Genomic DNA, 12,164 nt, shown 5'->3' on the forward strand with positions numbered 1-12,164 from the left:
GGTTTACCAAAGAAATTTAAACACAATCTATAATAGCGCTGGTGTAGAAAATGGAAGGCGATAAACTATCTCTACCTCTATTTCCAGAAGAACCAAATAACTCAGAAAATTACTTTACTCGAAAACGGTCATGGTCAGCATCGAAACATCGGATCATGCTGAGGTATATTCAGTCTTATTGTTACAATCTTGGTGGTGACAAACCTTATCAATCAGAGCATTTAAATTATGTCGATGGGTTCGCAGGAAGAGGAAAATATACAGAAGGAATAGGAATTGAAGATTTTGTAAATAATTCAAAATTTTGGTCTAAATATAAACATGAGTTTGAAAATACTGATGGTTCACCATTAATAGCTCTAAAATGTGCTAAACTCTTCAGGGAAGAAAATCGTGTAAACTTAAGATGTTTCTTTATAGAATCTAAGTCTAGTTTCAATAAAAAGCTTCATGAAAATTGTGAAGCTGTAGCCGAGGGATTGTCATATAAAATATATAAGCCTCAAACATTTGAGGTTGCTTTTCCTGAGCTAATGAAAGACTTAGGAAACTATCCTACATTATTTTTTCTTGATGCCTTTGCTGTTAAAGGAATGAGTTTCGATAATATATGCGACATAGGAAATTATGTCAGCCAGTATAAGGGCGAACTGTTTTTACTTTTTCACAATATACAAGTAGCTCGTCATGCTGGGCATTATAAAACTACCTATGCTAATTCTAAAGAACAAAAAACTGACGAGAGTTATATAAAAAATTTGACTAAGCTTCTAGGTGTTAATTCTGATATAGAGTGGAAACCAAAGTGGCTGGAACTAAAAAGTGAGCCTCAAAAATTTGAAAGGTGGGCGCTGGAATACTTCAAAGAAAGAATGAGAAAAGAAGGCCGTTTTAGAGGTGTAACTAGCTTTGAAATTAAGGAGACTTATAATGATGTCAGACCTCAATACAGTATTGTAGTCGGCAGCAATCATCCAGAAAAAGCATTTGGTAATTTTCTGAATGATTTTGTTTGTGATGAAGATAAATTATTGTTTTTTCAAGATAATTATCAAGGAATTGAAAAATTTCTTGATAAAGAATGGGAAGCAGAACAGAAAAGACGCATTGCTATAATTAAAACACAGTCTATCAAAATCTTGCGTGAAATCAAGTCTGAATGGAAATCTTTTGAAGATGTAATTACTCATATTATTTTAAAATTGAATGATTTGGGTTGTTTAAAAAGAACTCAGCATTACAACGATGTTCTCGGTTCACTTTATCAAGAAGGGATGTTAGAGATACAAAAACCTGGTTCCAAAAAGCGTTACACACTAAATAGTCTGCTAAAAATAGTAGAATAATATGATTATTAAATTTTAGTGGTAATAATTTAGCCTCTGTTACTCGCATTTATTCATCTTCCATCATCGAAGCAATTTTTTTCTCTGTTTATTCTCAGCCTCTGGCATCTCGTCCCAAATTTTATCATCCAGAAGTCTCCCAGCAGCTTTAGGTGTTCTACCTCCCCATTGCTTGAAGAAAAACGCGACTTCAGCATCTTGACACTGATCCCGAATACTTTGTGCCCATTCTTCCTGCATCGGACGGTGTTTTTGCCCCGACTCTCCCCCAACTATTACCCAGTGAATATCTCTTAGATCGAGTTGCAAAGGCCCTAAAAGTGGTTCGCAGGATAAAAAGCGTACCTTTGCATTGACTTGTCGCAAAGAATCCACACGATGAACATAATTTTGATTCTCAACAGACACGCCCATCCAAATATTATCAGACCATTCAAGTTGAGGGGCTAACTCTACTAAACGTTTATCTCGCTTGGTAAGGATTTGATAAATGTGGTGAGGAGTTTCACGCATTACATCAAAAACTTGTTTCAGAAATTCAAGAGAAACATCTTCATGGAACAAATCGCTCATTGAGTTAACAAAAATGCGACTCGGCTTTCGCCAGCTTTTAGGCTCATTCAAACGTTTTGGATATTCCGTTAAATCAAAACCGTTAGGAAAATTAGTATGAAACCGTTTTGTTAATGCTTCAGCATAACAATGCGTACAACCTGGACTGACTTTATCGCAGCCAGTCGTTGGATTCCACGTTCTGTCGGTCCATTCGATACCAGTATTAATGCTAGACATACAAGGGCTTTACCATTTAAACAATATTTGTAGGTGACGGTGAACAAATAAAATTCGCTCTATTAATTTAGGTCTATTCAGCGTCACTACAAATTCGATTATATAATAAAATTGACTTAAATATCAACATATTTTTTCAGCACTTGCATCAAATGTATATCGTGTTGTAGAATCGGGCTGCACCAGCATTTATTCCCAAAACCGTTACAGAACAATTGTGCAAACACCTAATTTTTCAGAATTCAACCATCCAGTGGTCAAATCCCTGTTTCACCACAGCGATCAGGAATTATTGACCCTGTTTCAAAACCATCCCGATCAAGGTAGGTTCTTCACGGCGATTTTTTGCCGCTACGCTCAAATTGTCCACTCCCTGATTCGCCATTCCGTGCGATCGCCCGTACAAGGAGATTACCTATTTGCCCACACATGGCTGCACATCTATCACGAACTCCGAGGCCTCGATTTACGCCGCGAAACCCAAGAGTCTGATGGCGGAAATCTCAGTCTCCAAAACTGGCTGATTAATGTCACCGCCGTCTGCATCAATCAAGCTGAATTGCCCCCTGTTGAGTCGATTCACTACTCTTTGCAATCCGCTTCGCCTCCCCTCTGGTGTTACGTCAAACAAGCCTTAGAATTGTTAGCGCCTCTGCCGCGTTTAGTCGTGTTAATGGCTCAGACTTTCCGCTGGAGCGAAACTCGAATTGCAGCTTATTTGCAGGCAGAAGGCGAAGCTATTTCGCCCGCTCAGGTAAAGGCTTTGCTGCAAAAAGGATATCAAAGTTTAGAATCCAACTTGCCGGAGGATATTCGGGCTATTTATCTAGATGAAAATCTCGATTATCAAGAAGAACTTGTCTAGGATAGCGATCGAGTTTGTGGTTTCTCACAAACCCGGTGTTTTGAAAATACCGGGTTTTTTTAGCTATCATGTATAGCGGAATGTGCTCGGTGCACACCCTACATTTTGATTTTTTGTGTAAATTGTAATCATCTATTTTGGTTGAATACCAGCAATCTCAATATCAGAGGTGGAAATGGCTGTTTATCAAGTTCGGTTGGTGAATGAGGCTCTCGCGCTCGATCGCACGATCTCCGTACCAGACGACCAGTATATCTTAGATATGGCAGAAGATGCCGGCATCCGCTTGCCGAACGGATGCAAGCAAGGAGAGTGTTCTGCTTGCGTTGCCAAATTGTTGAGCGGTAAAATCGACCAAAGCGAACAAAAGTTTTTGAAGCCGTCAGAATTGCAAGCTGGCTACGCTGTTACTTGTGTGGCTTACCCGCTTTCTGACTGCACTTTGTTAACGCATCAAGAACAAGTTTTATATCAAGCATCTCTCTATTTTAAGTCGTAAGTATCGAGCGATTTAAAGATACTCGTGAAAACATCTACTCCTTCCAGCATGAATTTCTGGTGCGATGCCCTTTTTGTGATTCATGTGCGATCGTGCGTTGTATCGCTCCTGATAACGCCGATTCGTTTGCTCCTCGCAGATTTTCCTGTACAGCTTGTGGTTCCTCAAAAAAATGGTCCGAGAAGAAGATTGAAAGATCGTATACAGTGGATGACTACTTCCACTATCCTCTGTGGCTTCAAACTTCCTGTTGCGGTGAGACGCTTTGGGCTTACAATCTTCGACATTTAGAATTTATTGAGGCCTTTGTTCGGGCAAAGCTGAGGGAACGAAAACCTCATGAACTTTATGGCTGGTCCAATCAGAGTCTGTTCTCTCGACTTCCAAAATGGATACAATCAAGTATAGCCTTTCGAGCGAAAGATGAGGTACAAGTTTAGATTTTAGATTTTAGATTTTAGATTTTAGATTTTAGATTGGGGAATTGTTAATTAATTCGTGAATACCTCATCTTTCCGAGAACCGCTATAAGAATCGAGAAGAAATTATCAAAGCGATCGCAAAGATACGTAAATCAGTTGTGACTCCTACCTAATATTCGCCCCTGGAAATAGTTGTTAAACCAGATTTCTGGTCATGTAAGGTGCGTGACTCTCAAGAATCGGGCTGCCACTTGAGTGGCTAGAAAGTCACGCACCCTAATAAGTATAGATAAACCCGCCCTTATAAATTAAGCAATTGTAGAATCCGCTGAAGCGGAATTTGCGCCCAATCCAAGCGGTAATTGAGTTCGTAGGCTAGCTCGGCAACCGCTTTTTCCAAAATGTAAGCATCTAACAAAACTTGTAGTTCTGGTATAGATTTGGGCAAGAAATTTGCATCGGATGCTGTTACCAAATAGCTGTCAAGAAAAGTGAGGCTCACCCAGCGGTGCCAAACGTTCGCCCACTGCTGCATCTCCGGGAGATTTTCAGGGCGAATCATGCCACTTTCTACTTCATTGCGGAGTGCCAAAGTAACAGCGAAACTTAAAGATTGCAGCATTCCCGCAACATCTCGCAGGGGCGACCTCTTCATCCGCCGCTCGCTTAAGGGTCGATCCCGTTCTCCTCCGAAATCAATAATTACGAAGTCTTTACCTGTATAAAGAACTTGCCCGAAATGAAAGTCTCCGTGACAGCGAATTCTATCAGCCGTGATTCTCAAGTTCAAAATAGACTTGAAACGTTCCATGAGCAAATCTTCGCGGTTGAGGAGCTTTTGCGCCGATTTTTGTACTTCTGGTGGCAGTTTGGACAGCCGTTTTTTTAGCTCCAGCAAAGTTCTTCCTGCGAGATTTCTCATGTGCTGATAGATGGAACGCTGGTAAAAGGAGGTGAAGCTTTCTGGGGCAAAAGCGGGATTTTCTGTGTCAGAAGCTAAAGCGAGGTGAAGTTCGGCTGTCCGCTTACCTAAAAGTTCGGCTGATGCTAAGTAAGAGCCGATCAGTTCGCGAGCTAATGGCGGAATTTCTAGGGATAAATCCGCTACTAGCGAGTTTGACTGCCGCTGCGTCGATCCGGTCAAAGCGGTCGGTAAATAATTTGCGGGGGAAATAGATAAATTTTCGCCGGAATGCTTTGCTTCTACTGTCATTACTTGCTCGAAATAGTCGCGCAGTGTGTCTAATGTATAAGACCAAGCGTCTACGCTGTCGGGGATTAATTTTTGTAGTATTCCGACTGTAATGACTTGTTTTCCTTGTGTGTGATATTCCAATGCTCCGGCAATTGGAGCGTAGTGTTGGATCGAGTTGCGCTCTGTTAAAAATCGTCCGATTTCTAATTCGGGGTTGATTCCTTCCTCGACTTTTCGCAATATTTTCAGGACGAAGCGGTCGCCGTAACCTGCGGATGTATTGCTTTGTTCTTTTTTGAACACGTGAGGTTCGAGGTGCGATAAATCTTGTTCTGATCTGAATGCACTGTCGGCAATTCCTACCAGTTGACCTGCTACACCTGTGTAACTGCGAGAATTGCCGATCGCCCCCAGCAGCGCGCTCAGAAAACCTTTGTCCCCTGCAGCATCAAATAGTATCCCGACTTCCTTGTTGGTTTCTGGGAACTGCAGGCGCGCGATCGCCCGCTCGTCCACATCGCCTTTCATCTCTTCCCAACCTAAAGGCAAAATGTAAGTTTCCGGCATACCTTCAGTATAATTCAACAGCAAAAACAGAATGTAAACTTTTGATTCTTCCCCGGCACTATCTTTACATTCAACAGGTATAACCTCACTTATTTCTAATGATTGAATTGTCCTGTCTGTACCGCTATACCAGCGATTGCGTCGCAAGTATTCCGGCAAAAGATTGAGCAGCATATCGCTTAACTGACTTGTAGAAAAAGCAGTTTTCCAAGTACCTATGACCGCCAAACTAGGCAAGCCTGTGTTAAAACCGTTCACCAAAAAATCTTCGTGTTTAGCACTAAGAGTAAACCAGTAAAACGTGTGAGGGCTCAAGCTCAAAAAGTAAGGATCCTCGCCAACCGCCGGAAACTCAGTGCGCCCGAAAATCTCCTCTGGAATAGCACCTTTAAAGGGCGAAAGATCTAATTCTGCCGTCTGCACGAAGCGCGACAAATTAGCCACTACGAGGATGTGTTCGTCTTGATAAGTGCGCACAAAAGCTAAAACTTTGCGGTTTTCCGGGTACAGAAACTCGCAAGTTCCGCGGCCGAATGCTTGGAAGCGCTGCCGAATAGCAATTAGGCGTTTCATCCACCACCAAAGAGAACTCGGATTCGCCCGCTGCGCTTCCACGTTAATAGATTCGTAGTGATATTCAGGGTCAACAATTGGCGGCGCGTAAAGCCGCTGCGGGTTAGCGCGGCTGAAACCGGCATTGCGATCGCCGCTCCACTGCATCGGAGTTCTCACCCCGTTGCGATCGCCCAAATAGATATTGTCTCCCATGCCAATTTCATCGCCGTAGTAAAGCACCGGCGTACCCGGAAGAGACAGCAGCAAAGCATTCATCAACTCGATGCGGCGGCGGTTATTTCCCATCAAAGGAGCCAAGCGGCGGCGGATGCCCAAATTAATTCTCGCCTGAGTGTCTTGAGCGTAAACCCGATACATATAATCTCGGTCTTCATCACTCACCATTTCCAGCGTCAATTCATCGTGATTTCGTAAAAATAAGGCCCACTGACAGTTATTAGGAATATGGGGAGTTTGCTGGAGAATGTCGCTAATTGGGAAGCTATCTTCCATATACAAAGCCATAAATAAACGCGGCATCAGCGGAAAATGAAAGTTCATGTGACATTCATCCCCAGCAGCGTAATATTCAACCGCATCTTCCGGCCACTGATTCGCCTCAGCAAGCAGCATCCGGTTCGGGAATTTCTCATCTACGTGCTTCCGCAAGTGCTTCAGGAATACGTGAGTTTCTGGCAGGTTTTCGCAGTTAGTACCTTCGCGCTCGTACAGGTAAGGCACCGCATCCATGCGCAGTCCGTCTACTCCCAGTGCTAACCAGAAATCTACCACATCTAAGATGGCTTGGCGGACAGCGGGATTGTCGTAATTCAAATCGGGTTGGTGGGAATAAAAACGGTGCCAGTAATAAGCTTTTGCTACCGAATCCCAAGCCCAATTAGAGGTTTCAAAATCTTGGAAAATAATCCGAGCATCTTGATATTTTTCCGGGGTGTCGCTCCACACATAAAAATCTCTCTCATTACTGCCTTTCGGGGCGCGACGCGCTCGCTGAAACCAAGCGTGCTGGTCGGAAGTGTGGTTAACAATTAACTCAATAATGACTCGAATTCCCCGCTCGTGCGCTGCTTCTAAAAGGTCTTTAAAATCCTCTAATGTGCCGTAAATTGGGTTGACGGTGGTATAGTGAGATGTATCGTAGCCGTCGTCTCGCAGCGGCGAGGGAAAAAATGGCAGTACCCAAATTGCTGTTACTCCCAAGTTTTGCAGGTAATCCAGTTTTTCTGTCAGTCCTCGAAAGTCGCCGATGCCGTCTGCATTGCTGTCTGCAAAAGCCCGAACTGGTACTTCGTAAATAATCGCGTCTTTGAACCACAAGGGGTCGTTATTTAACATTGAGTTTGGCATAATTTTTAGGGTTGATTGGTAATTGGGAATTTGTACTTAGAATTTGGTAATTGGGATTTGTTATTTCAAATCCAAACTGATAAATCATAACTCATAATTTGGCCGCGCTTCCTCAGGCGAGCCGCAGAGTTTTAATCGTAATTTTTTCACGCAAAACTTATCACTTCTTAACTATAAAACCTCAACACTCTGTTTTGCTATTTCGGATACAGTTCACAATCCGGATACATATGCGCGGTGCACAGCCGAAAGACCGGTGCGCGGTGCACACCCTACCAAGGCGTGTCAACTTAAGCCTGAAACCCCTCTGTATCTCTCGCTGGTAGCCCAGTCTAGATCCCCCTAAATCCCCCTTGATAAGGGGGACGCGAGAGAACACTCTTGTCCCCCCCTTATTAAGGGGGGCTAGGGGGATCGAGCCCTTGTTGACACTAAGCGCACCCTACAGACGAAGTATCAGGGGCGGTATTTACTACCTGCCGGACGGTTGCCACGACATAAGACTACCTTGACGTTAATGGCTAGCTATTGTTACATTTGTTTACATAAAGCAACAAAAGTTAAGGAAAAAGCAACAATGACTATTGTAATCGCTCTTTTAATCGTGGGCTGGGTAGCGGCCTCAGTCATTGGTACTCAAGCATATTTCCTGGGCGAACAGTCAAAGCCCATCCACGAGCGGAATTGGAACGATGAGTCTTTTGAAAAATTGGCTGTAGCAATCACAGCAACAGAGATGGATTACAGCGTTCGCGTTCCCGCCTACAGCATGGATGCTTACGGCTGCCGAACCATCTCTAATTCTTGATATCAAGTAACAGGTTTCACCATTTTCAATAACAGGCAGGATGTCGGTTCCTAATTTTCAATAACAGGCAAGATGCCTGTTCCACAAGAGAATTGATGGTTTGTGGAACAGGCATCTTGCCTGTTCCTAATTTTCAATAACAGGCAGGATGCCTGTTCCACAAGAAGACTTATTATTTGTGGAACAGGCATCCTGCCTGTTCCTAGCTGTTCGGCAACTACAAACTGTTACCTGCTAGGGCTGGGCGAAATTCTTTTTTGCGAAATTGCAAAGTGTTATTTTCACAGTCGATCGCAATTGTATCGCCCTCGACAAACACATTTTCCAGAATCTTGTTGGCCAGCGGGTTTTCCAGCTCCCGCTGGATGGCACGTTTTAAGGGACGAGCGCCGTAAACCGGGTCGTAACCAACATCTGTGATATGGTTTTTCGCCGCATCCGACAGTTCCAAAGTAATTTTTTGCTCGGCCAACAAACGCTCGATCCGCTTCACTTGAATGCTGACTATTTGCCGCAATTCGATCTTGCTCAAAGTGTGGAACAAAATTATCTCGTCCACCCGATTGAGAAATTCGGGCCGGAAGTGCGATCGCAGCGCTGTCATCACCCGTTTTAACATCTGTTCGTACTCTTGGTCTGTCTCCCGTTCTTGAGTCAATAAATTTTCATTTTCACTCTTGTCTGGACTATCGACTCGCTCGGCCGACACCTCAACAGTACCGTCGGCAGCCACTTTATAATCTGTCTTTTGACTTGACAAATCTTTCGTTTCGTGCTTCCGATTAGCAGGTTTTTTGGCGGTTTTTTCCTTCTTAGTAAACACGTCTAAAATGTGGTCGCTGCCGATATTGCTAGTCATCACAATTACGGTATTTCTAAAGTCAACCACTCGACCTTGAGAATCGGTAATTCTGCCGTCATCCAACACTTGCAGCAAAATGTTAAATACGTCCGGGTGCGCTTTTTCCACTTCGTCAAACAGCACTACCGAATAAGGATGTCTCCGCACTGCTTCCGAAAGTTGTCCCCCTTCATCGTAACCGACATATCCGGGGGGAGCTCCTACCAACCGGGAAACGCTGTGTTTCTCCATGTATTCCGACATATCGATGCGGACGATCGCATCATCGCTGTCAAACAAAAACTCCGCCAACGCCCGGGCTAACTCAGTTTTTCCGACGCCTGTCGGGCCCATAAACAAGAAAGAGCCGATCGGTCTCCCGGGGTCTTTCATGCCCGCCCTAGCGCGCCGAATTGCCGCTGCCACGGCTGTTACAGCTTCCTCTTGACCGATGACTTTTTGGTGCAAGTGTTTTTCCAATTGCAGCAATTTTTGGCGTTCGGATTCTAACAACCGATTAACCGGAATGCCCGTCCATTTGGCGACAATTTCCGCAATATCGCCCTCAGTAACTTTTTCGCGCAGCAGGGAAGAACCTTGAGCTTGCTGTTTCAAAAGTTCCGCTTCTTTCGCTTCGCGATCGCGCACCGCAGTTTCCAACTTGCCGTACTTTAACTGTGCGGCTTTATTCAAATCATAAGCCCTTTCTGCTTGTTCGATTTGGACTCGCAGTTGGTCTTCTTCTGCTTTCAATTTATTGATTGCATCCAACAACTGCTTTTCGCCCAACCACTGAGAGGACAATTTTTCCTGCTTAGCTTTTAAAATGTCAATCTCAGATGTGATGCGTTCGACGCGGAAGCCGAGCCCAGGGGCTAGAGCACCTTTTCCTTCGCCTTCGATCGACAATTTTTCCATTTCCAACTGCATCACCCGGCGGTCGATTCCTTCCAATTCCACAGGTTTAGAGGTAATCTCCATTTTCAAGTGGGCGGCCGCTTCGTCTACCAGGTCGATCGCCTTGTCCGGCAAAAATCGATCGGAAATATAGCGAAAAGACAGAGTTGCAGCAGCTACCAGGGCCGAATCAGTAATTTTTACCCCGTGGTGGCGTTCGTAACGGTCTTTCAATCCGCGCAAAATCGAAACAGTATCTTCAACGCTCGGTTCGCCGACAAATACTTGTTGAAATCGGCGTTCCAAGGCAGGATCTTTTTCAATATTCTTGCGGAATTCATCGAGAGTTGTAGCGCCGATGCAGCGCAATTCGCCTCTTGCCAACATGGGTTTTAACAAATTTCCCGCATCCATTCCCGAACCGGAACTGCCACCGCCGCCAGTGCCGACAACAGTGTGCAATTCGTCAATAAATAGGACAATTTGCCCGTCGGAATCGATGACTTCCCGCAGAACAGACCGCAATCGTTCTTCAAATTCGCCCCGGAATTTTGCCCCAGCAATTAAACTGCCCATGTCAAGGCTAAATAGCTGGCGATTTTTCAAAGATTCCGGTACATCGCCGTTGACAATTCGCTGGGCTAAACCTTCGGCGATCGCAGTTTTTCCGACTCCGGGATCGCCAATCAACACCGGATTGTTTTTTTGGCGGCGGGAAAGAACTTGCACCACACGGCGGATTTCCTCGTCGCGGCCGATTACTGGGTCGAGTTTCCCTGCTTTGGCAGCTTCTGTCAAATCGCGGCCGTACTTGTTGAGGGCGTCGGAGTTAGCTTCGCCATCTTGATCTTGGGCTTTAGCGTTGCGGAGGCTGGCTTTCCCCGGTTCGGAATTTTTTTCTTGGGCTTTAGTAGTGGCGCGGACAGATTTGATAGCTTCTTCGAGTTTTGGCCGATCGATCGTACCGGCTGGGGGTTTGCGATCGTAACCGGGGCGGCCCGGTGGCCCGTCGCCTTTTGTCAGCAACCTGCGACCGACTCGTTCGTCTTCTACTAAGCCAATTAATAAATGTTCAACGGCGATAAAATTATCTTGCCAAGTCGCTCTAGTGGCCTCAGCAACATCTAACATCACTTCTAAGCCGCGGCCGAGGTATAGTTGGTCAGCGTTGGCCACTCTGGGCTGTCGTTTGGCAAAAGCATCTAACTGCTGGGCTAAGCGGGGGGCATCGACTCCAGCTTTGCTGAGAATGCTGTTGGCCAGGCCTTGCTGTTCGAGAATGGCGATGGCTAAATGTTCAACCTCTAGCTGCTGATTGGCAAAGCGGCGGGCTACATCCTGGGATTTGACAATGGCTTCCCAGGCTTGATCTGTAAATTTGCTAGGGTCTGTTGGCTGCACGTTGGTTCCTCGCAATCAAGGGGATTCCTGTTGTTATCAGAAAATGGGGTCTAAAACCCCGTCCTTCTAGGACGGCTTTTAGTATTGTATTTTTCCCAGATATTTGTTGCTTTCTCACTGTAATATATTCTACAATAAAAACGACGCTGACAGATTGGACGATGAAAGCAAGATATCAATACAGATTCTACCCCACAGACCAACAGCGATTGAGCTTAGCTCAGTTGTTTGGTTGCGTGAGAGTGGTCTGGAATGATGCCTTAGCTTTGTGCAAATCTGCTGATAAACTACCAAACTACAACCAACTATCTGCACTATTAACCAGTACCAAAAAGACCGAAGCAAGAGTTTGGTTAAACGAGGTTTCGTCTGTTCCTTTGCAGCAGTCTTTGAGGCATCTAGCCACGGCTTACAAGAACTTTTTTGATTCCCATAAGGGCAAGAGAAAAGGGGGTAAAATAGGAGCGCCGTAAGGATTCAGGTCATGTGAAAAGCAGTAAAACCTATACGGTGTAACCATTTGATCGAATAATCATCAAATATCCATTCTTATTAAGAAACCCTGAAAGCTTTTATTTTCGTACCTATTGAGAATCAAGCTGTTGATT

8 protein-coding genes are annotated in these 12,164 nt (G+C 44.6%); 5 read left to right on the forward strand and 3 right to left on the reverse strand.

Features of this window, described 5'->3' with window-relative positions; genetic code table 11:
• The first annotated feature begins 50 nt into the window (after nucleotides 1-50).
• Nucleotides 51-1,346 carry a three-Cys-motif partner protein TcmP gene (tcmP, locus tag ACUVJL_RS10435; protein ID WP_445245777.1) on the forward strand — a complete coding sequence of 432 codons (1,296 nt, stop codon included), beginning with the start codon at nucleotides 51-53 and terminating at the stop codon, nucleotides 1,344-1,346.
• Nucleotides 1,347-1,409: 63 nt separating this feature from the next.
• Here the strand turns inward: tcmP and ACUVJL_RS10440 are convergent, their stop codons facing one another.
• Nucleotides 1,410-2,138 carry a DUF5131 family protein gene (locus ACUVJL_RS10440; protein WP_445245778.1) on the reverse strand — a complete coding sequence of 243 codons (729 nt, stop codon included), beginning with the start codon at nucleotides 2,136-2,138 and terminating at the stop codon, nucleotides 1,410-1,412.
• 217 nt (nucleotides 2,139-2,355) lie between these two features.
• Between ACUVJL_RS10440 and ACUVJL_RS10445 the strand changes: the two genes are divergently transcribed.
• Both ACUVJL_RS10445 and ACUVJL_RS10450 read left to right on the forward strand, forming a co-directional pair.
• Nucleotides 2,356-3,003: an RNA polymerase sigma factor gene (locus ACUVJL_RS10445; protein ID WP_445245779.1), complete on the forward strand. Its 648-nt coding sequence runs from the start codon at nucleotides 2,356-2,358 to the stop codon at nucleotides 3,001-3,003.
• A 175-nt stretch (nucleotides 3,004-3,178) separates the two neighbouring features.
• The gene (locus tag ACUVJL_RS10450) at nucleotides 3,179-3,502 is read left to right on the forward strand and encodes a 2Fe-2S iron-sulfur cluster-binding protein (RefSeq protein ID WP_445245780.1); all 324 of its coding nucleotides are present in this window, start codon (nucleotides 3,179-3,181) and stop codon (nucleotides 3,500-3,502) included.
• A 723-nt stretch (nucleotides 3,503-4,225) separates the two neighbouring features.
• Here ACUVJL_RS10450 and treS read toward each other — a convergent pair.
• Nucleotides 4,226-7,597: a maltose alpha-D-glucosyltransferase gene (treS, locus tag ACUVJL_RS10455; protein WP_445245781.1), complete on the reverse strand. Its 3,372-nt coding sequence runs from the start codon at nucleotides 7,595-7,597 to the stop codon at nucleotides 4,226-4,228.
• A gap of 589 nt (nucleotides 7,598-8,186) precedes the next feature.
• Here treS and ACUVJL_RS10460 point away from each other — a divergent pair.
• Entirely contained in the window at nucleotides 8,187-8,417 is a 231-nt protein-coding gene (locus ACUVJL_RS10460) for a photosystem II protein, Psb35-related (protein WP_445245782.1), read from the forward strand.
• Nucleotides 8,418-8,634: 217 nt separating this feature from the next.
• Here ACUVJL_RS10460 and ACUVJL_RS10465 read toward each other — a convergent pair whose 3' ends face one another.
• A complete protein-coding gene (locus tag ACUVJL_RS10465; RefSeq protein ID WP_445245783.1) occupies nucleotides 8,635-11,556 on the reverse strand; it encodes an ATP-dependent Clp protease ATP-binding subunit in 2,922 nt (973 codons plus the stop codon).
• Nucleotides 11,557-11,717: 161 nt separating this feature from the next.
• Here ACUVJL_RS10465 and ACUVJL_RS10470 point away from each other — a divergent pair, with 161 nt between their 5' ends.
• Nucleotides 11,718-12,029: a helix-turn-helix domain-containing protein gene (locus ACUVJL_RS10470; RefSeq protein WP_445245784.1), complete on the forward strand. Its 312-nt coding sequence runs from the start codon at nucleotides 11,718-11,720 to the stop codon at nucleotides 12,027-12,029.
• The last annotated feature ends 135 nt before the right edge of the window (nucleotides 12,030-12,164 follow it).

This window comes from Microcoleus sp. OTE_8_concoct_300 (genome assembly GCF_031383065.1).
Lineage (GTDB): Bacteria > Cyanobacteriota > Cyanobacteriia > Cyanobacteriales > Microcoleaceae > Microcoleus.

Coding starts and splice junctions, on each gene's coding strand:
- ACUVJL_RS10470 (WP_445245784.1), top strand. CDS start 11,718: ATGAAAGCAAGATATCAATACAGATTCTACCCCACAGACCAACAGCGA.
- tcmP (WP_445245777.1), top strand. CDS start 51: ATGGAAGGCGATAAACTATCTCTACCTCTATTTCCAGAAGAACCAAAT.
- ACUVJL_RS10440 (WP_445245778.1), bottom strand. CDS start 2,138: ATGTCTAGCATTAATACTGGTATCGAATGGACCGACAGAACGTGGAAT.
- treS (WP_445245781.1), bottom strand. CDS start 7,597: ATGTTAAATAACGACCCCTTGTGGTTCAAAGACGCGATTATTTACGAA.
- ACUVJL_RS10460 (WP_445245782.1), top strand. CDS start 8,187: ATGACTATTGTAATCGCTCTTTTAATCGTGGGCTGGGTAGCGGCCTCA.
- ACUVJL_RS10450 (WP_445245780.1), top strand. CDS start 3,179: ATGGCTGTTTATCAAGTTCGGTTGGTGAATGAGGCTCTCGCGCTCGAT.